Origin of the sequence: Dehalobacter restrictus DSM 9455 (assembly GCF_000512895.1) — a bacterium.
In the GTDB taxonomy this organism is placed as follows: Bacteria; Bacillota; Desulfitobacteriia; order Desulfitobacteriales; family Syntrophobotulaceae; genus Dehalobacter; species Dehalobacter restrictus.
Genome location: NZ_CP007033.1, coordinates 676,800 through 702,509 on the forward strand (window position 1 = coordinate 676,800; position 25,710 = coordinate 702,509).

General features: G+C 43.7%; 23 protein-coding genes. 19 read left to right on the forward strand and 4 right to left on the reverse strand.

From position 1 onward, the window contains the following. The 6 genes from DEHRE_RS03265 (at window position 1) to DEHRE_RS03290 (ending at window position 7,394) form a co-directional block, all read left to right on the forward strand. Window positions 1-2,031: a cell wall-binding repeat-containing protein gene (locus DEHRE_RS03265; protein WP_019225682.1), complete on the forward strand. Its 2,031-nt coding sequence runs from the start codon at window positions 1-3 to the stop codon at window positions 2,029-2,031. 67 nt (window positions 2,032-2,098) lie between these two features. Beyond that, window positions 2,099-2,629 (forward strand): nitroreductase family protein, encoded by a 531-nt coding sequence (locus tag DEHRE_RS03270; protein ID WP_019225681.1) that lies wholly within the window; start codon window positions 2,099-2,101, stop codon window positions 2,627-2,629. A gap of 153 nt (window positions 2,630-2,782) precedes the next feature. Then, a complete protein-coding gene (locus tag DEHRE_RS03275; protein ID WP_019225680.1) occupies window positions 2,783-4,291 on the forward strand; it encodes a LysM peptidoglycan-binding domain-containing protein in 1,509 nt (502 codons plus the stop codon). Between the two features lie 139 nt (window positions 4,292-4,430). After that, a complete protein-coding gene (gene msrB / locus DEHRE_RS03280) occupies window positions 4,431-5,381 on the forward strand; it encodes a peptide-methionine (R)-S-oxide reductase MsrB (protein WP_019225679.1) in 951 nt (316 codons plus the stop codon). Between the two features lie 228 nt (window positions 5,382-5,609). Continuing rightward, on the forward strand, window positions 5,610-5,984 hold the full coding sequence (locus DEHRE_RS03285; RefSeq protein ID WP_025205246.1) for a GntR family transcriptional regulator: 375 nt from the start codon (window positions 5,610-5,612) through the stop codon (window positions 5,982-5,984). 6 nt (window positions 5,985-5,990) lie between these two features. After that, window positions 5,991-7,394, forward strand: a complete 1,404-nt coding sequence (locus DEHRE_RS03290; protein WP_242837025.1) for a DUF5808 domain-containing protein — start codon at window positions 5,991-5,993, stop codon at window positions 7,392-7,394. 111 nt (window positions 7,395-7,505) lie between these two features. Here the strand turns inward: DEHRE_RS03290 and DEHRE_RS03295 are convergent, their stop codons facing one another. Beyond that, on the reverse strand, window positions 7,506-9,767 hold the full coding sequence (locus DEHRE_RS03295) for a HelD family protein (RefSeq protein ID WP_019225676.1): 2,262 nt from the start codon (window positions 9,765-9,767) through the stop codon (window positions 7,506-7,508). Window positions 9,768-10,067: 300 nt separating this feature from the next. Then, on the reverse strand, window positions 10,068-10,151 hold the full coding sequence (locus DEHRE_RS15615; protein WP_353737771.1) for a putative holin-like toxin: 84 nt from the start codon (window positions 10,149-10,151) through the stop codon (window positions 10,068-10,070). Here DEHRE_RS15615 and DEHRE_RS14755 point away from each other — a divergent pair. The 10 genes from DEHRE_RS14755 to DEHRE_RS03345 all read left to right on the forward strand — a co-directional run bounded on the left by DEHRE_RS14755 (window position 10,127) and on the right by DEHRE_RS03345 (window position 22,990). Further along, the gene (locus DEHRE_RS14755) at window positions 10,127-10,324 is read left to right on the forward strand and encodes a hypothetical protein (RefSeq protein WP_156804683.1); all 198 of its coding nucleotides are present in this window, start codon (window positions 10,127-10,129) and stop codon (window positions 10,322-10,324) included. The two genes, DEHRE_RS15615 and DEHRE_RS14755, sit on opposite strands and share 25 nt — an antisense overlap. Before the next feature lie 113 nt (window positions 10,325-10,437). Beyond that, window positions 10,438-10,860, forward strand: a complete 423-nt coding sequence (locus tag DEHRE_RS03305) for a (deoxy)nucleoside triphosphate pyrophosphohydrolase (RefSeq protein WP_019225674.1) — start codon at window positions 10,438-10,440, stop codon at window positions 10,858-10,860. A 177-nt stretch (window positions 10,861-11,037) separates the two neighbouring features. Beyond that, the gene (gene dgt, locus DEHRE_RS03310; RefSeq protein WP_019225673.1) at window positions 11,038-12,369 is read left to right on the forward strand and encodes a dGTP triphosphohydrolase; all 1,332 of its coding nucleotides are present in this window, start codon (window positions 11,038-11,040) and stop codon (window positions 12,367-12,369) included. 112 nt (window positions 12,370-12,481) lie between these two features. Continuing rightward, the gene (locus DEHRE_RS03315; RefSeq protein WP_019225672.1) at window positions 12,482-13,522 is read left to right on the forward strand and encodes a dsDNA nuclease domain-containing protein; all 1,041 of its coding nucleotides are present in this window, start codon (window positions 12,482-12,484) and stop codon (window positions 13,520-13,522) included. Further along, window positions 13,515-15,212, forward strand: a complete 1,698-nt coding sequence (locus tag DEHRE_RS03320; RefSeq protein WP_019225671.1) for a hypothetical protein — start codon at window positions 13,515-13,517, stop codon at window positions 15,210-15,212. Before DEHRE_RS03315 ends, DEHRE_RS03320 begins: the two co-directional genes overlap by 8 nt. Window positions 15,213-15,652: 440 nt before the next feature. Then, on the forward strand, window positions 15,653-16,507 hold the full coding sequence (locus DEHRE_RS03325) for an HNH endonuclease (RefSeq protein WP_019225670.1): 855 nt from the start codon (window positions 15,653-15,655) through the stop codon (window positions 16,505-16,507). 162 nt (window positions 16,508-16,669) lie between these two features. Continuing rightward, on the forward strand, window positions 16,670-16,876 hold the full coding sequence (locus DEHRE_RS15620; RefSeq protein WP_158208142.1) for a 7-cyano-7-deazaguanine synthase: 207 nt from the start codon (window positions 16,670-16,672) through the stop codon (window positions 16,874-16,876). A 473-nt stretch (window positions 16,877-17,349) separates the two neighbouring features. Then, window positions 17,350-18,945, forward strand: coding sequence for a site-specific DNA-methyltransferase (locus tag DEHRE_RS03330; RefSeq protein ID WP_019225669.1), 1,596 nt, complete (start codon window positions 17,350-17,352; stop codon window positions 18,943-18,945). 12 nt (window positions 18,946-18,957) lie between these two features. After that, window positions 18,958-21,561: a DEAD/DEAH box helicase gene (locus DEHRE_RS03335; protein WP_019225668.1), complete on the forward strand. Its 2,604-nt coding sequence runs from the start codon at window positions 18,958-18,960 to the stop codon at window positions 21,559-21,561. A 439-nt stretch (window positions 21,562-22,000) separates the two neighbouring features. Further along, window positions 22,001-22,990 carry an IS5 family transposase gene (locus DEHRE_RS03345; RefSeq protein WP_019226936.1) on the forward strand — a complete coding sequence of 330 codons (990 nt, stop codon included), beginning with the start codon at window positions 22,001-22,003 and terminating at the stop codon, window positions 22,988-22,990. A gap of 127 nt (window positions 22,991-23,117) precedes the next feature. Here DEHRE_RS03345 and DEHRE_RS03350 read toward each other — a convergent pair whose 3' ends face one another. Beyond that, complete coding sequence (locus DEHRE_RS03350; RefSeq protein ID WP_025205247.1) at window positions 23,118-23,429, reverse strand: helix-turn-helix domain-containing protein; 312 nt, start codon at window positions 23,427-23,429, stop codon at window positions 23,118-23,120. A gap of 159 nt (window positions 23,430-23,588) precedes the next feature. Here DEHRE_RS03350 and DEHRE_RS14960 point away from each other — a divergent pair, with 159 nt between their 5' ends. From DEHRE_RS14960 to DEHRE_RS15175, 3 genes are read left to right on the forward strand one after another with little or no spacing between them, the layout of a single operon-like run. Further along, window positions 23,589-23,762 (forward strand): hypothetical protein, encoded by a 174-nt coding sequence (locus tag DEHRE_RS14960; RefSeq protein ID WP_019225665.1) that lies wholly within the window; start codon window positions 23,589-23,591, stop codon window positions 23,760-23,762. Next, window positions 23,763-23,957 carry a hypothetical protein gene (locus DEHRE_RS14900; protein ID WP_019225664.1) on the forward strand — a complete coding sequence of 65 codons (195 nt, stop codon included), beginning with the start codon at window positions 23,763-23,765 and terminating at the stop codon, window positions 23,955-23,957. Next, the gene (locus DEHRE_RS15175) at window positions 23,954-24,013 is read left to right on the forward strand and encodes a phage Gp37/Gp68 family protein (RefSeq protein ID WP_242837073.1); all 60 of its coding nucleotides are present in this window, start codon (window positions 23,954-23,956) and stop codon (window positions 24,011-24,013) included. The genes DEHRE_RS14900 and DEHRE_RS15175 overlap by 4 nt, the downstream gene beginning before the upstream one ends. A 63-nt stretch (window positions 24,014-24,076) precedes the next feature. Here DEHRE_RS15175 and tnpC read toward each other — a convergent pair whose 3' ends face one another. Beyond that, the gene (gene tnpC / locus DEHRE_RS03355) at window positions 24,077-25,678 is read right to left on the reverse strand and encodes an IS66 family transposase (RefSeq protein ID WP_242837026.1); all 1,602 of its coding nucleotides are present in this window, start codon (window positions 25,676-25,678) and stop codon (window positions 24,077-24,079) included. Between the last annotated feature and the right edge of the window lie 32 nt (window positions 25,679-25,710).

Here is a 25,710-nt window from a genome sequence, read left to right on the forward strand (position 1 = left end):
TTGGTAAAGAGATTATGGGTTGCGATTTCGATTTTTACCCTGGTGCTGGTGGGTTGGCAGGCACCGACGGTTTGGGCCGACTCAAGCTCGGTGACGAGCGCCGACAAGTCCGTCAGTATTGCCGGTCAATCCACCACAATTAAGGCGGTGCGCGCCGATCTGAATGATCCCAATATCCGTGTGCTTTCCGTGCCGGCAGGCAAAGTCGGCGATGTTAAGCCCTTCGAGCAGATCATCGGCAGCATAGACAAAAACAAGTATGAAGTATTGGCGGCAGTCAACGGCGCGTTCTTTGAGGCCTACAATGAAGGCAAGAAGCCCATAAACGGGACCTTGGTACATAACGGGGCGACGATGCACTATGAAACCAGCAGCATGATAGGTTTCGGCAGCGCCGGCGAAGCGCAGCTTGATAGGGTGGCCTTCAGGCAGTACGTCTATGTCGACGTTACCGGAGGCAATTACCTTTATAAACAACTCTTTTACTTACGCAACTGGAATGTCATCAGGCCAGCCGGCTACACAGGTTATCGCGAGGCGATCATCACCCCGGATTACGGTACGGAAACCGGGAATACCGATATGGTCTGTGTGGTGGTACGCAATGTCAAAGACGTGACGGGTAGCGTTTATACAGCGGGCGGTGCGAAAGTTCTGCAGAAAGGTACGGTTACAGCTATCAGCCAGGGCAATACGGCCATTCCGGCTGATGGATTTTTATTGTTGATGCCGACTAGCAGCGCCTACCGCCAGCTATTCCATGTTGGATCGACGATTGATTTTGTGCGGCAAGTATGGAATAGCCGCACAAATACGGATGATACGGCTGATTGGATCAATTTGACCAACATCACCGGTTGCGGCCCGAGCCTCATCTTGGATGGACAGGTGACTGCCGATCCGGTCGGTGAGGGCTGGAACGACCCGAAACTCACCACGGCTGCCGGCAATCGTTCGTTCATCGGGCTGACGACCGACAAACAATTGGTTTTCGGTACCACGCCGGGTCTTACGATCAAAAATTTGGCTCAGGTTGCCCAGGCGTATAACCTAACAGACGCCATGAATTTAGACGGCGGCGCCTCCAGCGCCCTGTGGCTGGGCGGCAGGACCATAACGCCCGCCGGACGGGAGCTTTCCAATATCATCGCCGTCGTACGGCTGAAAGTTTCCGAGCCGGCCATGCCGGCGAGTGGAATCACTGCGGACAGAACCATTAACGGGGGCAGTACACCGGCTACCTCGGTAAAAGTGTCCCAAGAAGGATGGATAAAGGCTGATTCAGTGGTCGTCGTCCCCGGAGAAAACAACCATTTGATCGACGCCCTGGCAGCAGCACCCTTGGCCGGCCAGGAGCAGGCGCCGATCCTTATGGTGGAAGGTGGCGTCCCGACGGCCGAAGTGATTGGTGAGATAAAACGGCTGGGAGCAAAAAGAGCTTACTGCATCGGCTTCCAAGCGGATGTCGTGTCTGGAAAATTGAAAGCAGCCATCCCCGATCTCGAGGCAAAAGTGCTGCAGGGGGAAGGGCGCGCGGAGACGGCGAACCTGGTAGGAGACGAAATTGCTGATCCACGTGGGGTATTCCTCGTAGGTTTTGATGCTCTGGCCGACGCCGTGAGTGCCGGGCCCTACGCGGCAGCCAACGGATGGCTAATCCGCATAACGGACGGAGCCGGTGTCTATCATCCCGAAGCTTGGAGTTTACTAAAGGCTGGACTAGACGCCAATAATTTGGTTATCTTGGGCGGCACGTCCAGAGTCCAGGATACAAACGGATTCCGCCGCATGTCCGGCGTGGATCGCTACGTGACCAACCAGGATTTTAACGAGAAGATGGGACTTAATACCAGCAAGGTTTACTTTGCTGACGGTTACTCTTTGGCCGCGGCTCTGATGGTTGCACCGTTGGCTGCCCAGAACAATTGTCCGATTGTCCTGGCGGAAAAGAACGATCCGAACCAAGCCAGGTTTCCCGCCGGAGTCACTAACGACGCTACTGTTATCGGCATCGGCTCGCCTGCCCGTTAACCCGGGAGATCGTTGATAAGTGGGAATTTTATATAACACGATCATTGATTGGATGGAGGGGACATTAATGAACACGAATATAGACTTTTTGAAACTGGCAGAGGAACGCTATTCAGTGCGCAACTTTACCGACAAAGCGATCGAACAGGATACGCTGAATAAAATATTGAAAGCGGGACACCTCGCGCCGACTGCTTGCAACCGCCAACCGCAGAAGATTCTGGTCATCAACAGCGAAGAAGGATTGGCAAAGCTCAGAAAATGCACGAAATGCCACTTTGGCGCACCTGCCGCAATGCTTATCTGCTACGATAAGAACGAATGCTGGCAACGGGAATACGACGGCAAGACCAGCGGGGTTATCGACGCGAGCATTGTAACAACACACATGATGCTGGAGGCTACGACGCTGGGCGTGGGCACGACGTGGGTCATGTACTTTATACCTGAGGCTGTTAGGGAGGAGTTTGCGATTCCGGACAACATTGAGCCGGTCGCCTTGCTGGTGATGGGTTATCCTGCCCCGGCTGCAAAGCCTTCCCCCGGACATTCGGAATTCAAGCCAATAGAAGATGTCGTATCATACAACAAGTTCTGACAACAAGTTTTGATTGATACGGTTTTCAATATGATCTGCAGGCTGATAAGCTATGCGTACAAAAATATTGAAATATAGGAATAATTTGGGAGGTATTTGGCGTTAAGCTGAAGAATCATATAGTTACAACATAGTGGAGAGGGGAGTAACTATATGAAGATTAGAAAAAAAACAGCCTTAATTCTTACGGTCTTATTTGTATCCGTTGTGGTATTAGCTGGTTGTACCCAAAATCAGCTGGCAATCTTTAATGCCTATATGAAAATGCAAGATGTGACTTCAATGCAGCAGCATATGACGATGTCTCTTCAAATGTCCGGCACAGGGTTTGATCAGGCAGACCAAGAACAAATCGATTCAGTTGCTGAGATGTTAAATAATGCGAAACTCGATGTCGTTTTGAAAATGAATTGCAACGAAGAGAAAACAATCGCTAAATTACAGGCAGATTGTAACGTAATTGCATCCGGTCTTAATATTGACATGCCGTTTTGGGTAGATGAAGATTTCTCAGGGAAAACTCCAAAGCTAATTGAAGTCTTTAAAATCCCGCAAATTGCAGCAGCCTATTTACCCCCTGGATATGCTGGAAAGCCATATATGGTTATAAATCCTTTTGATGCGAAAAATACGGATCTTAAAAATATGGATGTAACGAACCTTATAAAATTGCAGTCAGATCTACAGAAAAAAAGTACTGATTTTCTAAACAGTTATGTTCAAAGGTTCAACCCGAATATTGACGTCGTTAGTGAATCAGCAAACGATGGCCTTGGCTCACAAAAATATACGATAAAACTTAATGATGCACAATTGAAGGAATTTATCCGTTATGGGATTAATAACTTTGCGAAGGACAAAGAAGCGTCGAACTTTTTAAATGAATACTTCACGATAATTGCTCAGTATAGTGAGCTCTCAGGCAGTTCATCGGAATTTGGTTCTATTGATGAAGAGTTTTTAACTGAATTTAATTCAGTCATGGATCAATTGAATGATGTTTCTATTCTAGGGGACAAAGGTATCGAGTTAACGTATACGATTTCAAGCGAAGGTTATATCACCCATGAAAATGGAAGTATCAACCTAGAGCTCGATATGTCAGCATTAAATAGATTGATGAATGATACCGTAGGCGGAGAAGAAATTCAATCGGATGTTACCGGCATTTTGAATCTTACGTTTAACTATGATACAGATATAACAAACATTAACCTACCCGTGGACATTCAAATGCCTGAGCTAAATTCAAGCAACTCGTTTAGTTATCTTGACCTGATACCAAAAACAGATGTAGAAGTGGTTAACAGCACGTATAAGGTTCTGCCCGGTGATACGTTAGCTACGATCGCCTTAAACCATTACGGAAGTTACAAATACTCCGGTAAGATATATGAGGCAAATCGTGATATTATTGAGAAGAATAATAACCGTTTATACGCAGGAATGGTTTTAACCCTTCCGCCTGAGGGGCTGCTCCCGGATATCGTTGCCGGTGAAAAGCAAAGAATATATACCGTGAAAGCAGGAGATACCCTGGCAAAAATAGCCCAATTAGAGTATGGTGATGCTTCACTTTACATGAAAATATACGCAGCAAATAAAAATATACTATCCAGTCCAGATTTGATTTATGAGGGACAAAAGATATTAATTCCATAAAATTGTATTTTAACTTGAATATAATATCATCATTCTTAGCATCATAAAAATATCGAGGATGGTAGGGGATGGTGGCTCGGTTCGCAGCTTTTGAGCAGCGGAGAATGATATCATCATCTGATATCATGGAGGGTCTGTTATGTCTGAGATTTATCTTGCAGGCGGCTGTTTTTGGGGTGTGGAAAAATATATTGCGTCTATTCGCGGGGTCCGTACCACGCAAGTGGGCTATGCCAATGGCAAGACCGCGAACCCGACCTATGAGGATGTGTGTCAGCGCGGCAGCGGACATGCCGAGACGGTGTATGTAGACTATGATCCGGAGATTGTGCCGCTGGAATTCTTGCTGGAATTATATTATCAGGCGATTGATCCGGTCTCACTTAACCGGCAGGGCGGCGACAAGGGGACGCAATACCGTACCGGGATTTATTATGCGGATATGAATGATCTGCCGGTGATAGAACGGTCCCTGGCCAAACTGCAAAAAAACTACGACAAACCTGTCGCGATCGAGATAAAAGCAATCGAGAACTTCTGTCCGGCGGAAGCGTACCACCAAAAATATCTGGATAAAAACCCGGACGGCTATTGTCACATTGGCAGGGATCAATTCACGAAGGCGGCAGGGGCCATTATTAACCCAGCCGATTATCAGGCGTCGGATCCTGGCAGGCTTCGCCAAACCCTGACCGGAACGCAGTACGAAGTGACGCAGAATAATGCCACCGAGCCGCCGTTTCATAACGCGTTCTGGGACATTTTCCGGCCGGGTATTTACGTGGATATTACGACAGGCGAGCCGCTTTTTGCCTCCTCGGATAAATTTGAATCAGGCTGCGGCTGGCCGAGCTTTACCAGGCCTATCGATCCGAATGTAGTCTCGGAGAAGACCGATACTTCCCATAGCATGCTGCGGACCGAGGTCAGGAGCCGTGCCGGCGATGCCCATCTGGGACATGTGTTTGCTGATGGACCCAGGGAATCCGGCGGTCTGAGATATTGTATCAACAGCGCCTCGCTGCGGTTCGTGCCTAAAGAAGATATGGAGCGGGAAGGGTACGGAAATTTAATTGGACTCGTGAAGTAAAAGATTGCTATGATGAAATTGTGAAAATCGCTGAAAACTTAGGCAAGTAGATGGATGATAATGGCAAAAATTTCATAAAAGTGTAACAAAACACCTCCCCTAATTGTTTATTAATAAATAGGCGATAATGGGGAGGTGATTTTTTTATTGACATCTTTGTATTGTTTGTATTATATTATATAATACAAACAATACAAAGAACACATTAACGCAAAGAAGGGAACGCCCATGCTATTAAGGATCGACATGACCAGCGATATCCCGATTTACCAGCAGATCCGCAATCAGATCGTGTTTGCTGCAGCCAAAGGGAATTTAAAGCCCGGGGATGCACTGCCGACCGTCCGCCAGCTGGCCCAGGATATTGGGGTGAATCCTATGACGGTCAACAAAGCCTATGCCCTCTTAAAAGACGAAGGCATCATCATCATTGACCGGCGGCACGGCGCCCAGATCAGAGATTGCGGCAAGACCGGCATGGTTTTTAATCAGGATTTTGACCGCCGGCTGGAACTTCTGCTTTCGGAGGCCCGGATGAAAGGTGCGTCCAAGCAGGAGATCACAACGCATCTATCCGGTCTGATTGACTTGGTTTACGAATAAGGAGGAATGTTTATGCTTTTAACACTGCTCATCCTATCCTGGTTGATTTTCGGGACGATGGCTGCGTTTACGCTCTTTTATAAGAACCAGCAAAATCAGCAGATTTTGGGCGTAACCCTGTCCGCAACCCATGCCCAATCATTGGAAGTTCAGGACATCATCAGCGGCTACAAACGGATGTGTTATCTCATCTTTCTGCTGTCCGCAGGGCTCAGCCTTCTGCTGCTGCTTCCAGCCGCGGCATCCTTCACGGAGTTCTTCCTGCTGATCCTGGTACTGGTCAATATTTTCTTCAATTGGCTGGCGGTTCACCGCTATCAGCGCAGGCTCCGGACGCTGAAGAAGGAAAAAGGCTGGATCTACCAGCGCTCGCGGATCGTAACCGTGGATATGAACGTGGTCAAAGAGAAAGGTAAAGCAGGCGTTTCCGCGGTTTGGTCCTGGTTGTTTCTGCTCCTGAGTTTCATTCCGACGTTCTACTTGCTGTTCTCACCGACGGCGCGGGCGTTCTATCCCGTTGTCTTCAGCATGATCGGTCCGTTCTGCCAACTGAATATGATTTTCTTGTATTACCAGATGCGCAATAGTCATACCCCGGCCTTAAGCGAGAACACCGAGATCAATAAGGTCTGCGCCAGAACCCAGGAGCGTATCCGTACGCAGGCGGCGACGCTGAGCGGGCTGACGATGCTGGTGTTTTGGTTTCTGTTCAGTTTTTCCGTCTTTTACGCCGGAGATGGTATCCTGATTATACTGCCGGTGTTTGTCTTGATCACCGCGCTGCTCCTCATTGCCTACTGGCAGCAGAAAAAAATCCGCGCTGCTGAAAATCACTTCTTCGGTCCTGAACTTCAAAACGAAAGCCATCTTTCCGAACAAGAAGGCGCTTACAAATGGGGATGCTACTATAACCCGAGTGATCCCAGAATCTTTGTACCCAAACGGATCGCGGGCATGGGCTTCACCATTAATCTCGCCCACCCGGTCGGTAAGGCCGTCGGCTTCGGTATCCTGGCGCTGGTCCTGGCTGCCCTGATTCCTGTATTCTACGGCGGCGCCAAGGATTATGTGATCACGGAGAACGGTTCCCAGATCACCATCGACGCCGCGATGTATGACCTAAGCCTTGCAAAAGACCGGATCGTATCCGTTTCCACCCTGGAAAGCCTGCCCCGAAGCTTGCGTACCAACGGCTACGGCGGAGAAAGCAAAAGTTTCGGCCATTTCACTGTCGAGGGATACGGGAAATGCATGCTCTATGTGTACAGCCAGGGCGGAGCGTACATTGTCCTCAAGCTGGACGGGGACAATCCAGGATATGTCATTGTCAACGGCAAGACCCCGGCAGAAACCGAGAACCTGTACCGATCCATCAAAGCGTGGCTGGGCGAGGGAGTCTCCATATATTAACAGAAAAGATGCTGCGAACTTCAAACTTGCAGCATCTTTTTGCAATCAGAAGATGAAAAGACTCCTTTACACATCGTTATTTTCGATGGATTGCTTTTTGGCATAGCGGTATTATAAAAGCGGGCTGATCTCTCCGGTATAAAACAGGTTCAGTCGATGCAGCGCCCGCGTACAGGCAACATATAAAAGGTTTTGATCATCAGTGCTGTGATAATGCCCCTGATCGGCCTCGCAGATCAGTACGGCGTCAAATTCCAGGCCTTTGGCCAGATAGACCGGGATCAGGAATACGCCGTTTAAATCAAATTGAACGTCACCTTTTAGCAGCTGAATATCGCTTTGGTCCTTGAGCTGCTCATATAAGGCAAGGGCGTCGTATTCCGTTTTACAGATCAACCCGATGGATTGGTAACCCATTTCCCGGCAGGTATTCATTTCCGCAAGCAGGAGAGTAGTCAGCGCCGCCCGGTTTGACGCCGCAAACACGGCAGGCGTATCTCCCGATCTCCCGAAAGGATGGAGCTTAACGCTTTGGTCAAGAAACCTGGCGCTGTACGTCAAGATCTCCTTGGTGGAGCGAAAGCTTTTGTCCAAAGTCACCAGCGTGGATTTCGGCTTAGCGAATATCTTGCCAATCTGTTCATAGCGTGCGGAATCTTCCTGTTTGCCGATCGTCTGATGAATATCGCCCAGGATGGTATAATGCGCTTTGGGAAACAGACCGTGGAGTATTTCAAAATGCAGGGGATCATAATCCTGGGCTTCATCGACCACAACCTGCTTGATATCACGGTAAGCCGTATATCCTTTGATATGGATATGGAGAAAAGTAAGGGCCAGGGCGTCATCATAAAGCAAACCATCTTTTTGCAGGTTTTCTCTGGTGAAGTCCAAAATCTCTTCCATACAATCAGGCAGCTCCAGACCTTCGGCTAAATGATAAAAATAGCTTTTATCGCTGAACAGCTTCCGGTATAGTTCCTGACAATCCAGCTCGGTAAACCTTCGTATCTTCTTCAGCAAGGCGGTGCTTTCCAGGATGGATAACCGCCGGGCTACTTCTTTCCATTCAAATTCATGCTCGGGTTTGGCCTGAATAAACTTTTTTAATTTTTCCTGACGGCTGGGACGCAGTTCATGGACAATTTGCAGAATCGACGCTTCCAATTGCTTTAAACGTACGCTCAGCAGGAATTCCTGATCGCCCTTAAGGATTTTGGCTTTCAGCAATTGCCGGTCCGCGACGACCTTTCCGTCATAATAAATATCGGCAAACGGCAGCCAGCGATAAGGCAAGTCCTTAATGAAACGTCTTAAAATCTCAGCAAACAGGCCGGAGCCTTTAAATGCCATGCTGCGTTTGGCGAGCTTCTTGTCGTTATAACTAAGCGCTCGGTCATTTTGGCCGGGGGAGAGCAGGCCTTCCCAATATTGATTCCTGCTTTGGATAGAACCAGTCTGCAAAACCTTGCCGAATATTTCTTCAAAGACGAGCGAATGGACATTTTTCTCGCCCAGCTCAGGCAAGACATTGGCGATGTACTGTTCAAACAGGGTGTTGGGAGAAATGATCACGATCTCATTGGAAGCCAGCTTGGCCGCCAGTCCCTGGTACATCAGATAAGCCGCGCGGTGCAGCGCCACCGAAGTTTTACCGCTTCCGGCAGCTCCCTGGACCATCAGCAAATCCGTTTCCAGATCGCGGATCACCATATCCTGATCTTTCTGGATGGTCTCGACGATGGTTTTCATTTTAGGGGAAGCATTCTGGGAAAGCAGTTCGCGCAGGAATTCGTCAATGATTTGAATATCCGCATCGAAGAAATATTGCAGTTTGCCATCTTTGATCTCGTATTGGCGTTTTAAATGCACCTCTCCCGTTATTTTACCGCCCGGCGACTCATAGAACGCTTTCCCCGGGCCAAAGCGGTAAAAGACACTGGCGATGGGAGAGCGCCAGTCATAGACAACCATTTCCCGGGTTAGGCCGTCCTGCAGCGAAGACCGCCCGATATAAATATTCTCAAAGGCTTCCTCGCCCGCGAACTGAAAATCAATCCGCGCAAAGTAGGGGGAATAGAGCAATCTTTTTAAAGCCAGGATCTTAGCTGCATCCCGTTCGTAATCCGACACCCGTTCCGACACCGGATTGGCGTACTGGCTCAACTCGACCAGCTCATGGAAATTATCCATATTCCAAAGACCGGAGATGGAGCGGGAAGTATCTTCCCACATATCTAACTTCGCGGCAATAATGGCGTCTTTATTTTCCTCGCTCTTTTGCAGGGCACAGTCTAATTGTTCCCGGGCGAGAGCCAGCACCTGCTCCAGGCGTCTGATTTCAAAATCTTGATCAAGGCGGTCCCGTTCCAAAAGTTTACCCCCTAAGTTTGGCTTAAGTTTGATAAGTTTTATCTTACACAAAATATAGGATAATTATAAGAATGTTATTAGAGAAATGTTTTTGGTATAATTAATGTAGAAAGAGTATTTAAATAATTCAGGGAATGTATAATTGACAAAATTTTCAAGTAGCTATGTATTTTAACTTCAATATGGTATATAATATAAGCAAAGAGGAATCATGCAGTAACATGATTCCTCACAACAGCCGCTTTAAGGGCGGTCGGCAGATGAATACGGATAGACCGCTATCCATGTGAGTTGGGCGGTCTATTTCCGTTTGTGGAAAGAAAGTATCAAAACCACCAATGTTCCGAAGGATATCATCAGTGTTAATGTTTGATATACTTCCATGGCATCACCTCCTTTCCGGAGGGAATGCCGACCGCCCTGCACGCCATCTGTTGCAGGGTTATTATAACATAAATTACCAGAATAAACCATATAATAACATAAAAGATGCTGCGTATAACTTGCAGCATCTTTTTGCAATTTATTGTAAAAAAGAAAAGGAAATAGAAAAATAAAAGAGAATTAAACAAAATTGGGTATTTTAGCCAAGTGAAAATATAGGGCTATGAAATGTTTAAGGGTGTAGTTCAAAAACATCAAACCAATCAATTGATAGTGGGTTGAGACGATGGAAGAAAAGAAAATAACACAGGTTACTGCAGCGATCCTGCGACAGGATGAAAAAATCTTAATCTGTCAGCGAGACAACAGCGGCAGCTGTCCACTGCTCTGGGAATTCCCGGGCGGGAAGCTGGAAGAAGGGGAGACTCTAGCCGAATGCTTGGTTCGGGAATGCCAGGAAGAACTGGGCGTGACGATACAGGTCGGAGAGGTTTTTGCTGAGAGTCGGCATACTTATGGAGATAAAGAGATGTGCTTTACTTTCTTTGAGGGACGGATTGTTGAGGGGGAGCTGGAAAGAACGGTGCATCAGGATATACGGTGGGTGAGGGCGGAGGATTTGGGAAGGTATACGTTTTGCCCGGCGGATGTGGAAGTGGCGGAGAGGTTGGGAAAGGCAAGCAAGATGGTGAGAATAGTCCTTAAATGAAAGTAGGATTATGTATATAATGGGAAATTGACTAAAAGTCATAAAGTACATTTGATGATACCAATTAGATTTTTAAATACAAAATATTTTTGTTTGTAATATTAAATCAATAACAGATAGCGCCAAGAACCAACCATCCGTTGCTAGATAGAAATGCGATTTTGAGGAGGATTTCAAATGGAATGGGGAAAGCTTCTAATGCCTTATCGTTTGGGATGTCCCAAAGAAAAATGCGCTCATAGTCCGGATAGGAATGAATTTCTCAGAGATTTTGACCGCATAATTTTTTCTGCTGCGTTTAGAAGACTAAATGGGAAAACACAAGTCTTTCCATTTCCCGAAACCGATGTAATTCATACAAGACTTACACATAGTTTAGAGGCAGCATCTGTGGGAAGATCATTAGGTACTATTGTCGGAAATGAATTAAGTAAGAAAGACCCCACTATTCAGCAGCTACAATTCGGTTCAGTTGTTTGTGCAGCTTGTCTAGCGCATGACATCGGGAATCCACCTTTAGGGCATTCTGGGGAAAAGGCAATATCTGAGTTTTTCAACAGTGAACGTGGTGACGAAATAATGAAAGGCATTAATCCTAATGAAAGAGCTGATTTTCAGAACTTTGAAGGTAATGCGATGGGATTTCATATCCTAACATACAGCAATCCCCAAAAGACAAATGTGGCTGGTGGTCATGGATTAACTTATCCGACTTTGGCTGCGTTCACAAAGTATCCGAGACCCATTAACATTTATAATGAGAAAAAAGTTGCTAGTGAGAAAAAAGCTGGCCTATTTCAATGTGATGTAAACGTATTTTCTGAAATTGCAAAAGATTTAGATATAAATATTAAGGAAGATGGTGGAAGATGGTATCGTTATCCATTGGCTTTTTTAACAGAAGCTGCAGATGACATATGTTATGGCGTTATAGATCTTGAAGATGGCTATAAGCATGGACTTATCTCATTTGAAGAAGCGTCTAGCTTATTTATTGAAGTATGTAAAGCTTCATCCGGTGATACGGATATTAACAACTTAACCAACATTTTAAATGAGAGAGAAAGAATAGGTTACCTTCGGGCTAAGGCTGTGAATAGCTTAATTTATCAAGTTACTGATGTTTTTATTAAGAATGAAAGGGATATTCTTTCCGGCAAATTAGATAAGCAAATATGTAAACTCATTGAATCAAATGAAGTAATGGAGAAGATAGGGCAAATATCAAGTGCTAAGATTTATTCACATCTGCCAGTTATACAAATTGAAGCTGCAGGTTTCGAAGTATTACCTGGTTTACTTGATATATTTCTTTCTGCCTTAAAAGAAAATACGAAAGAAAGTAGCAAAAAGATATTACAGCTAATACCTGAAGAATATAAGTTTGATTTTGATAAACAGCCTTATGATGCAATCTTAAGTATTACATCTTACATTGCAGGAATGACTGATACATTCGCTGTGGATACTTATAGAAATCTTCGTGGCATTAAACTTCCAAACTATTAAACTGTTCAAATTCGCAATATCAATAATAATGGGCAGTACCGAGTTATGCGTGATATAGCAATAATGGGAATCTTAAGCCACATATTCTTACATACAAAGGAAGGTGAATTCGTTGGAACTTGCTGACACTTATAGCAGAATACCCCATGACCTGTCAGGCTCGATGAGCAAGAATCGCTTTCGTCAAGAGTTATTCTGGGGAATAAGCAAAATGTTTGACCTCCTCGATAGGGAGAATTTTTGTATTGTTTTTGACTACAAGTGTGATATCGAAATACATCTTAGCAATTCCATTGAATTCTACCAGATTAAAACGCATAAGGTGCAGTCGCCCTATAAATTCACTGCATTAAAAAAGATTGATGGGAAGCAGAGCATCATAGCAAAGCTTTATCTTCTTAAAGACGCTTCATCGCCAGATGTACCAATCAAGTGTGCGTTGGTATCCAATGCTTTCTTTCAGATCGGTAAAACCCCGAAAGCCGACGTTGAGACTTTCTGTTTTACTGATTTGGATGACACAAGCCAGAAAACGATAATGAAAGCACTACAGAATGAGCTAAAACGCAGCAATGTCGATTTAAATAATCTTCACTACATATATACATCTATGAATTTACTTTATCCGCAAAATGACCTTAAAGGTAAAATAATAGGCAGTTTTGAGAAAATCAAAGGTTGTGAACCAATTAAACCAAATGCTTTATATCGATTAATTGTTGATACTGTGGAGGAAAGAGCATGTTATGAATTGTCAGCCTTTAATTACGATGAGTTGGTGAAGCGAAAAGGTATTACAAAATCAGAGCTCGATAACATGCTTGACCGACATATGGAAAAAGCTGATGACTCTGTTGAGCAGGTCCGTGTGCTCATTGATCAACGGCAATTGACAATTAGAGAAAAAGGAAAGCTCAAAGCAGCTTTGGCGAAAATTGTTGAGCTCGAATACTCCGCAAAGGAACTCCAACAAAGCGAAAAAAAGATATCTGGATATATTAAAGAAATAGCAACTGACGTCACAATAGAGCAAATGGCGGATATACTTCTGCAGCAATTTGGCTCGAGATTCTCAATCGAATACAGCCAAGAGGAAAAGTACGTTTTTTTGCTTTTGATCATCAAGCGTTGGGAGGGCGGAAAATATGCGTAAGCTTGTTTTTAAGGAACTGTTTCTTTTTTCGAGTATTGAAAAGAAAGCAAGAAAAATTGAGTTTTCACTTGGCAAGACGATGATCACTTCCAGTTCGACAGATGGTACGGACAGAGGAAAATCTGTTATCATGAAATCACTGTATCATGCCATGGGCGCAGACTGCTTTTTTGAGGATAAATGGGACGATGCAAGCAAGACGTACATACTCTCATTTGCGATCGGTGATGACGGATATTATATATTTAGGCATAATAAGCTTTTTAAAGTTTTCGACGCCAATAAAGACTTGATGTTTACGTCTGTCTCTCGTCATGAACTGGCAGAGCGATTATATGAGTTATTCCACTTTGCAGTGAAACTCCCCAAGAGAAATAATAATGAGGATGACGAACCGATCGAAAGGTTGGAAGTTACTCCTCCCGCCTACAATTACCTCTTAAACTTTGTTGATCAGGATAAACAAAACGGATCGCAATTCGCTTCTTTTCAGAGGCTTAGTGAATATCCTGACTTTAAGGAAAACGTTCTTTATTACCATTTCGGAGCATTCGACGATAATTATTACAGCTTGATCCAGCAGCAAGAAAAAATAGAGACCGAAGGCAAAAGACTATCAAAAGAACAAGACATGATGCTTATGATGCTTGACAGAGTTTACGCAAGCATTAACGATGTTTCATATTCGATGGATATTGAACATCTTCGCGCCGACGTAAGCCGAACGAAAGATAAATACAACACGATTGCCCACACGCTTAATGATCTTCGTCAAAAGTTAGTTAACTTTCGCAATGATAGGGCTGATCTGGAATATCATCTACGTGCATTGAGTCTTCTTGATAAGGAAAACGAAAAGCAGATTGCTGCTCTAAAAGAGCATATTTGCCCTCTTTGTAAATCCAATCTTGATGACACTATGGATATTCGTATAAAACGCTATAATACAGGCGACGACATCATTTTGCTCAGTAGTGACATTCAGTACAGCATTGGAGAAATCGATCGAAAAATTACGGTTGTTGAAGCGGAATACTCAAACTGGCTAATAAAACTGGAAGAATACGAAGCTTCAATAAGCATCAAATCCACCGAAATTAATGATGTTATGCGTCACAAAGGATATATTGACATCAAAGAAAAAATCTCAGACGATCTTCACGCCGTGCAAGGATCAATTGCCACGAATGAAGCTGACGCAAAGGTAGTTAAAAAGAAACTACGTAAATACAGCGATGCAAAGAAAAAGATAAATGAAAGATATTACACACTTATGCTCAGCGACAAAAATTGGTTCGGGCTTGAAGGTATTGATTCAAAAAGCTTTGAAAATATCAAGCGGACATTTTCGGCTGGAGGTAGCAACAACCCTATCTCCACAATTATTTGGTATGTAAATTTGATCCAGTTAAAGCACGAGTTCAATCCCGATGCTATTAATTTTCCTGTCGTATTTGACAGTCCTAATAATGCTGAGACCGACGATGAAAAAAGGAACCAGATTTACAAGTATATTTGCGAACGCATTTCCTCAAACCAACTTATTGTCTCTGGAATTGGATTTACTGAAGAAGCTAGTAATGTCCATTTTGACAAAGTGATTACGCTCGCAAATGAAAAATATGAATTACTCTGCGAAGAGGATTATATAGAGAATGTTGATCTGCTTCGCGAACTTAATAATAGGTAACTTTGATTTGAATAGAAGGTATAAATAAAAACTCATTTTGTACGATTAAGAGCGATAATCTATATAGAGTCCCAAAATACTAGAGCAGTTCAGGAGTAATATATGAAAGGAAGAAAATCATGCCAAAAGGAGACAAATATCTCGGACTAAAGAAATTCTTAATCCGGATAGCCAATGATTAACCTATTTTTTTAGGAAATTGAGCACATAATTCATGACAAGTTACCTCTTTCGGCATATAAACACTCTGAAGATCAGTGGTCAAATAACATAGGCAGTATCATGGCTTAATGAAGGTATGAAACGGATTATGTGACTTCCCATTATGTTTTATTACCCTACTAAAAGTTGCATAGTTACAAACTGCTTATTATCCATATTATCTGATTCTATTTCTTGATTAACATAAGATAATAACTTTCCGAAAAGAGCTGCATTTATTGGATTCTCACGAAAATTACGTCTACAAAACTGAAGTCAACTGGTCCTTATTAACCGAAGGCCTTACCCTGCCCGTAGAAAATCAGGTCATTTTTGCCCGTAACATGGGGAAATTTTTACATAGAGGTGAGGTCAAACCTATTACCTTATACCTCAACGGAAAGGGATATCGCGCCCAAATACGTAATGTAAATTTTGATTCCAGATTCAATAGGAAAAATGATACTCTCCAAATTCGATATACAAGAAACGGCCATCTTGCCCAAGCTCTAAAGGCTTGTTTCTCCAAAAGCTATAATTATATTAAGGCTCAAAGAGAAATCCGCCTTAGAGATAACCGGTCAATCATAAAACTGCCTGAAGGATATAAGGAATATCTGGCGATTTATACTACCGCCTATGAGGATACCTATATATTGGAGACTATCGAAGCCGAAGATATTATCTCAATTAAGAAAGCAGTCCAAAACCAGTCCGAGTTAGCCATGGAAGCAAAATTTAATTATGACATAGAAGATAAAACCGCAAGTATTTTTGAAGATGAAAGAATATTAAAGTTCCGTAAGCTCAGCCGGAAAATCGGCGAAAACTTAAAACTGTTCTATGATTACAGGTGCCAAATCTGTGGGCAATATGTCGGTGAAGAATATGGTGCAAAAGTTGCCGAAGCGCATCATATAGACTACTTTGTCCAAAGCCTTAACAACGACGCGAATAACCAGCTAATCGTATGCCCTAATCATCACAGTATCATTCATGAGACCAACCCGGTATTCAACCGTAAGAAGCTAATCTATTTGTACCCTAACGGAGTTCAGGAAGGCCTGATGCTTAATCAGCATTTGCATTTGTAGGAGGAAAAAATGCAAGACCATATTATTGCATACACAAAAGTGAAATTTTACCCATTGAGTCCCATCAAAACCCAATGAAGGATAAGGCCGATTGCTTATGAAAATGGTATATCCCGGCATTCATCATAGCTATCAATGATAGTGATAACTTTTCAGCAATCTATGGCCAAATATGAATTAATTGCTCCCTTTGCAGAACAGCCAAGGCAAAAGGTGATTAAAGAAGCTTATAAGCTTCAAGTACCTATTACGTGGACATTTTCTTGTAATGCCATTGGTAGCAACCATTGCTTACTGTGTAGAAGTTGTTATGAACGGGAAGAAGCGCTAAAATTATATGAAAAACTCTCACAGGAGGAGTCGTCATGAAATTAATAATAATTACTTACTTTAGTTGTTAAATCCTAGGAAATTTAGTAAATAAAAATAATCAAAAGTTGATCTACATGTGAAAGCATCAACAATAAGAAAATTAAGCAAGTAATAATGTAGCTGTTGGTTAATACGGGTTCAAAAATATTTACATACCTGTACTATTGAAGGTCATAATTGATTTTGAGAACTGTCTTCCTCGAAATTGAATTAACTAATAAGTTAATCTGGATGATATAATAAGACCATCTAAGAGCAGGAAAATGTTCTCGCCTTATTTATTAAAAGAAGGAGAAATCTATTATGAACTATATTCATGCACAGGAAGCTCATATAAATATGGCATCTCTTACCGACGCGTACAGGTGCTGTTTAAGCAGAACATATTCCCGATGTGGAAAGGCTTGAGAGGTTTGAGATATTCATAGATCACATTGAAACCACAATAGCATCAAAGGAGAAGCAATCCAATGCCAACTCTTGAATGGATAGGAAAAGATAAAGTTATCAACCATCACTTGGAAGTACCGTACCGGGTGTTGGAGCATCAGTATACTTACATTGGCAATAGACAGACCGAAGAAGAAATCACGGATGGAAATAAAATTATCCGTGGGGATAATCTGGAAGCGTTGAAAGCTCTTCTCCCACAGTATGAGGGTAAAATTAAGTGCATCTATATTGATCCTCCTTACAACACAGGCAATGAGGGTTGGGTATACAATGACAACGTGAATGACCCTAAAATTAAAAAGTGGCTGGGCGAGGTAGTCGGTAGAGAAGGAGAGGATTTGAGCCGCCATGATAAGTGGCTGTGCATGATGTACCCTCGGCTCAAGCTATTACAGCGATTGCTTGCTGACGCTGGGGCGATATTCATCAGCATTGATGATGCAGAGTTGGCGAATCTGCGCCTTATATGTGACGAGATATTCGGAGCAAATAATTTCATCGATACTGTTATTTGGGAAAAAAGGTATAGCCCTCAAAATGCGGTACAATGGTTTTCTGAATCTCATGATTTTATTATTGTCTATGCCAAAAACAAAGAACAATGGCATCCAAACCTTCTTAACCGAACAGATGAAATGAATGCGCGTTATAGAAACTTAGATAATGACCCAAGAGGTATATGGAAACCCACAGATTCCACTGCACAGGCAGGACATGGTACAGATAGTCAGTTTTATGTATTGACAGCTCCCAACGGCAAAGAACATAATTTGCCAAATGGTAGATGTTGGGTCTACACCAAAGAAGTTATGAATAGAATGATTGCTGAAAATCGCGTTTGGTTTGGTAATAGTGGTAATAATATGCCAGCTATAAAGCGTTTTTTATCAGATGTCAAAAAGGGAATGTCTTGTAAAACAATTTGGCCTTATCAGGAGGTTGGACATAATCAAGAAGCAAAAAAAGAAATAAAAGCTATTTTCCCTGAATCTATACCATTTGATACACCAAAGCCTACACGTTTAATGGAACGCATTCTTCACATTTCGACCGATCCAAACTCCATTATCCTTGACTCCTTCGCTGGGTCCGGTACGACTGCCCATGCCGTCCTTAATATGAATAAAGCAGACGGCGGCAACCGAAAATTCATTCTCGTTGAGATGTTGGACTATGTCGAGAATATCACCGCTGAGCGTATGCGCCGTGTTATCGACGGTTACGGCGAAGGCAAGGCTGCTGAAGAAGGCACAGGGGGCAGTTTTGGCTTTTATGAGTTAGGAGAGCCGCTACTAAACACTGACCAAACACTCAATGAAAGAATACCTGCTGAAAAAATCCGGCAATATGTGTTTTTCATGGAAACCAAACAACCTATGGGAGCACCCAGTGAAAATGAGCCTTATCTGCTGGGCTGTCACATAAATACTGCCTACTACTTTTACTATGATAAAGATCGTATCACGACACTCAATTATGAATTTTTATCCTCAGTACAGACCCAGGCGGAAGGCTATGTTATTTATGCTGATTTGTGCGCACTATGCGATGGGGAATTAAAGCAATACGGCATTACCTTTAAAAAAATACCCCGCGACATTTCCAGGCTATAAGGAGATGACGATATGGAACTGAAAAATTATCAGAAAAAGACAATTAGTGATCTTGACTCTTATCTTTCTTTTTTAAACTCAACTCATAATATGATAACAGCGTATCAAGAGCATTGGAACGCACAAGATGTTCGGATTGGATTTGGTGGAGTGCCGCAGTATCGGGATACTATCCCCGGCACACCGCACGTTTGCTTCAAAGTGCCTACCGGCGGCGGAAAGACGTTTATGGCCTGTGCTTCGGTAAAACCTATATTTGACGCTATGCCCATGGGTAAACCGCGTGTGGTGGCTTGGCTTGTGCCCTCCAATTCTATTTTGGAGCAAACCATTAAGACCCTGTCCGATGTCAATCATCCCTATCGCCAGCGGTTGGACTTCGACTTTGCTGGGCGAGTGGTGGTATATACCAAGGAACAGTTATTGAGTGGTCAGGGCTTCAATCCGACCGCTGTACGGGAACAGCTTTCAGTCTGCATTCTCAGCTATGATTCCATTCGGAGCAATAAGAAGGACGGCCGCAAGGTCTATCAGGAGAACAGCCAGCTTGCGCCGTTCACCAAGTCATTCACCAGTCCGGAAACAATGATTGCCGATATCGATGATACGGCGCTGATACAAGTGTTGAATCAGCTGTCTCCGGTAGTAATTGTCGACGAAAGCCACAACGCCCAGTCGGATTTAAGCGTTGAGATGCTCAATAATCTGAATCCTTCTTTTGTGCTGGATTTAACCGCAACACCTAAAAGCAACAGTAATATTATTTCCTATGTGGATGCTCGCGAGCTGAAAAGCGAAAACATGGTCAAACTGCCCGTGGTGGTGTACAATCGTACCTCTCGCCAGAGTGTGATTGCTGATGCCATTCAGCTTCGTGGCAGCATTGAGCAGCAGGCACTTGCGGAAGAAGCGGCAGGAGGGGCTTACATTCGCCCGATCGTGCTTGTTCAGGCTCAGTCGAAAGTTCATGAGGACAGCGAGACCTTTGACAAAATCAAGACTAAACTTATTGATATGGGGATTCCGAACGAGCAAATTGCGATTAAGACCGCCAATATTAATGAATTAAAAAATGTCAATTTAATGAGCCGAGCTTGCCCTATCCGCTATATCATCACGGTCAATGCGTTGAAAGAGGGCTGGGATTGCCCCTTTGCTTATATTTTGGCCTCGCTGGCCAACAAGACCTCCGCCGTGGATGTAGAACAGATTTTAGGGCGCATTTTACGTCAACCGTACGCCAGGCGACATCGTGCTCCGCTTCTGAATACCTCCTATGTACTGACCAGTTCGAATGATTTCCGTGATACGCTGGAAAACATCGTGAAAGGTTTGAATAAGGCAGGATTTTCCCGAAAAGATTTTCGCCTAGGAGGAGAAACACAGACATCTTCGATTCCCGAACCGGGTAAACCTGAGCAGCCTGACTTACTTGGAGCTCTCGCGCCGGAAGAGGACGATTTTGAAGATATTGCACCAGAGGCTGTTCGTGCAGTGTTAGAAGGCGGCGTGACAGATGCCGGTATTGCAGGGATGCTGGATGAAGCGCAAAAAAAGGCCGAAGAATATAATGCCGTGCTGACTGGCAGTGAAGGCTCCGGTCTGTTTGGAGGAGAGTTGGGCGAGATGATGAATCAATGTAAAATACAGGAGCAATTTTCAGATGAGGCCCTTAGCCTGCAAATACCGCAACTTTTCCTCAAAACCGCCCCCAGCCTTTTCGGTGGAGAATATACGCTGCTTACCAAGGAGGCACTCAGCGATGGGTTTTCGCTCAACGGACAGGATGCTCAGATCAGCTTTGAACTTGCAACGGGTGAGATGTATCGCGTTGATATCGACAAGTTTGGTGAAGCTGTGCCAAAATATCAGCTGGCATCCAAAGCGGAAAGCGAATACTTGCGAGAACGTCTGGCCAGGCTTCCGGAAGAGGGTAAAACCAAGCTTTGTACAAGCATGATATGCAATCAGATTAATCGAAGCAATCAACTTGCCGCAACAGAAGTTAACGAATACGTTACTCGTATTATAAAGAAAATGACAGAGGACGAGCTTGCTGCTTTGGAGACTTCCGTTTCGACCTATGCTCGCAAAATTCAACAGAAAATTGAAACGTTGGAGGATATCTACAGAGAAAATCGCTTTGATCGGATGTTGGATGGAGGCGCGATTGTCTGTCGTCCTACTTATGTATTACCAAAAGTGATCACTCCAGTAGACAGTACGGAGTCGATCCCCAAGTCGCTTTACGATGCCGAAAAGAACGATATGAACGACTTTGAGTTTCGTGTTATTAATACTATCGTTTCATTAGATAATATCAAATGGTGGCACAGGATTGCAGACCGTAAGTCTGGCGAGTTTGTCTTAAATGGTTTTATCCATCATTACCCCGATTTTATGGTGATGACCAAAAGCGGCATTTTAATATTGCTTGAAACGAAGGGCGATTATTTAGCAAACGACGAGAATAAAGCGAAACTCAATCTGGGCCGCAAGTGGCAAGCACAGTCCGGAACACAATATCGGTATTTTATGGTGTTCAAAGATAAAAACCTGAAGGTTGATGGGGCATATATACTAGACGAATTTGTGGAAATGATAAAGGGGTTGTAAACTCGTTAGGAGGTGCAATGCTTAATTTACTACAAAGTACATTTGATACTTACGTGCTTTGGGAAATTAATGTTTCTTAGAACTACAAACACTACGTTCATAATTCCTACAGATAATGGCAAATTTGATCCAGAAGATGACGACTATATTAGTAAGGAAGCTTACGGTGGTGGATGTGGACTGAATAATTTGCAAAATACTGTTGTTAATAGAAGACCAATCGCAATTTGGAACATTCGAAAATTTAAAGCAGACTATTAGTTATGTATATAAAACAAATCTCCCCTTGCCTTAAGGGGAGATTTGTTAAGTGAAGAATAACTCAGTTCTAATTGTTTTTTGACGACGATTCAGAATATAAATCTAAGGAAACACTGATTAAATCGCCCCCCGGACAAAAAAATGGTAAAATTAAAGAAAACAGTAACAGGTGGTAAAAATGGGGCAACAAACCTTTTCGGATATAGAATACTCAAACCGACGGAAGAAAACGAAACGAGAAGAATTTCTTGAAATAATGAACGAGATCATCCCCTGGGACGAATGGGTGGCGCTTATACAGCCGCACTATTTTGACGGTAAGCGCGGTCGTCCACCGCTCGGGATTGAAAAAATGCTGAGAATGTATCTGCTGCAGATATGGTTTAGCCTTTCTGACGAAGGTGTAGAGGATGCCATTTACGACAGTTACGCCATGCGAAAATTTATGGGAATAGACTTCATACATGAGCAGGCGCCGGATGCGACCACCCTGCTCAAATTCCGTCATTTGATTGAGGAAAGCGGCTTAGGGAAGGCATTCTTTGAGGCGATCAACCGTTGTTTGGAACAGTGCGGACATATCATGAAAGGTGGAACCATTGTTGACGCCACACTGATCAGCGCGCCATCCTCAACGAAGAACGCAAGCGGTAGCCGCGATCCGGAGATGCACCAAACAAAGAAGGGTAATCAGTGGTATTTCGGCATGAAATGCCATATCGGTGTGGACGCAGGGACCGGTTATATTCATGGTATAGCGGCAACAGGCGCAAATGTGCATGACATAGCCGAAGCGTCAAAGCTAATGAGGCCGGAAGACGAGGTTTTCTACGGTGACGCCGGATATTTGGGACTAAATAAACGACCGGAAATCACAGAGGACCCTCACAAATCACAAATTGATTACCGTATCGCTGAGCGTCCCGGAAAGAAACGCAGCATGGACAATGGCCCTGCACGGGATTTTTATTGCCATATAGAGTTTCGGAAAGCGTCTGTCCGAGCCAAAGTGGAGCACGCCTTTCATATCATTAAGAACATATTTGGCTTCAAAAAGGTTTGTTATAGAGGAATTGCCAAGAATCTGAATAGACTGTATATGCTGGCCGCCAGCGCAAACCTGCTGATGTGCGCCCGAAGCGGCGGCTGGCGAAGCCAATGCGCGTAATCCGGGGATAAGTACGCCTTTTTTCGAGAATTACTCGGAAAAGGCAGCTGAAATCGGCGGCGATAGGGCCGCTAACTTGGGATTATCCCACTTTATTATTTATTGGGATGATAAAAAACGTTATTAATCAGTGGTTCCCTAACATTTTTAATATGAGTTGGAGATCATTATTCGAAAGTTTTTTTAGTCGATTAACGATTTGATATATGACTAAATCTTCATCAAGAAATGAAAAAGAGAAAAATTCATTTAATTCTATTCCTAAACTGGATAATATTTTGTCAAGGGTTTCCAAAGTTATATTTTTCTCGCCACGCTCTAATTGACCAATATATGTAGGATGTAGATCAGAATAGCTACCTAATTCTTCTTGACTTAATCCTTTTTCTTTTCTGGCAATTCTTAGGCGTTCTCCAATTAGTTTTGATAAATCACTCATATAGACACCTCAAGTTTATCATATCTTTTCAGGTATTCCTTACCAACAGACTATAAGTATTAAATAATATATAAATATATACTATAGTATTGATTAATGCGCCTTTTTCACATAAAATAGTATTTGTTTAAAAATTTATCTTAAACAAGGTGGTATAAAATGGCGGATTACAAAACGATGTATATGAAATTGTTCAATAAAGTAACTGCAATTATTGAGGAACTTCAGGAGGTACAGCGGCAAACGGAGCGGATGTACATAGAAAGTCCCAAACCGGAAATTGCCCTGTTTGAGCGGGAGCAGGTTGTGATAGGCTCAATTCAGAAGGAATAGATGGGACTCAATGATTCCATCAAGGCTAGAGATCTGTTTTTCGATGAGGTGGCGGCTTATCTTTATCAGTTGGATTTCAATAAGGAGCAATTTATTAAAATACTGGAGATGGGTGACGTAGATGTGCAAAATGTTATTACAACATGGCAGTTAAAACAAAAATCGAATGGACCGAAAATACCTGGAATCCTGTGACAGGCTGCACCAAAATATCTGATGGCTGTAAGAATTGCTATGCTTATCGTATGTAAGCGTAAACTCTAGCGGCGTAAAAAAGAGGCCGCCGTAACCAGCAGGCTCGCGTCATATAAAAATCATTCGTCGCATTTGCTCTTAGCATACGGTACTCGGCAATGCTCAGGAGCATTTGCCGGGAGTAATGGAATCACCCAGTCTGGATGTGTTTGATCAATGTTAGGAGCAGTGTTCAGGACATATACCAGATACCTGTACGGATCAAGGTCATTCTCCTTGGCGGTTTCAATTAGGCTATAAATTATTGCACTGCCCTGGGCACCATTCGGCGTATTTGCGAATAGAAAGTTTTTTCGGCTCATGACAAAAGGTTTTATACTCCGTTCTGCTCGGTTGTTAGAGAGCTCCAGCCGGCCGTCCTTCAGATACTCTATCAAGTGAGGCCACTGCTGTTGCAGATAATATAAGGCTTTTCCAAGGGCAGACTTCGGAGCTGCGTTTCTTGTTTGTGCCCAAGTCAGGAAGGCATCCAGAACCGGTTTTTCCAACTCCAGCCGCTGGGTATATCGTTCTTCAGGGGTAAGACATTTAAGCTTATCCTCAATCGAGAATAGCTTGTTGCAATACTCTTGCCCAATTACTGCCGAAGATCCTTTTTGCTCGGATTTTGGCAAGGAATTGACCGCCTCATCAAATTTACGCCGAGCATGGGCCCAGCAACCGACTACCGTGATGTTTTCCGGCAACGTGTAATAAGCCTGATAACCATCCGCATGCAGGTATCCGGAGAATCCTTCCGAAAATTTCTTCGGGTTTTCAGCTTTTCGATCCGGCTTGTATTCATAAAGTATGAGCGGGTGCTCTGTATCCCCGCCGGTTCTGTACATCCACATGTAGCTTTTGGCTTGCGCCTTCTTGCCTGGTTCTTTGAGTACTTGCAAGGTGGTCTCATCCGCGAAGAGAACACTGTGCTGCAAGAGCCGTCGGTGCATCTCCTCATACACTGGTTTCAACCAGTCCTCGGCTACTCTTAAGATCCAGCTGGACATCGTCTGACGGGATAGCATCACACCGCTTCGATTCAGCTCCTGTTCCTGTCGGTAAAGGGGAGAACACATGACGAATTTCTGGGTCATGATGTGAGCTATCGCTTCCGGGGAGGCAAAGCTTCCGGAGATGACGGGTTTATCTTTCCGTGTTTTCAACACGGGGGTTTCCAAGGCCTCTGCTTTGCAGGTCAGGCAGGCATAGCTGAAATACCGGTCTTCACGGATTTTTACCTGTGGCGGAACAATTACAAGGCTGCGGCGGACTTCCTTGCCGATTTCCTGCATGACAGTATCGCAGGCTGCACAAAGCCGTTCTTCCTCAGAAAGACGATGCTCAACGACTTCAACGGGGACATTATCCGGCAGGATTTCCTCAAGGCTGCCGGAACGCTTTTGGCGGGTATGGGCAGCAACTTTTGTTTTCTCTGGTGACTCGATTTTAATATACGCTTCTGCCTCGTTAAACAAAAGGCTCAGTTGCTCCATGACCGCTTCCTGCGTTTTTTCGGAGGAAGATCCGAAGCGTTTCTTTTGGCCCAGGCGTATCTGTTGCAGAAGCAACTCAATCTGTTTGTTTAACTCTGTGTTGTGTGCCTTAAGTGCTTCATATTCCGCACGTGAAATGGTGACCATTTCGGCGTTATTTATCTCATTTTTTTGTAGCTCTTTCATAACAAAATTATACCATGAAAAAGCCAGTTTTT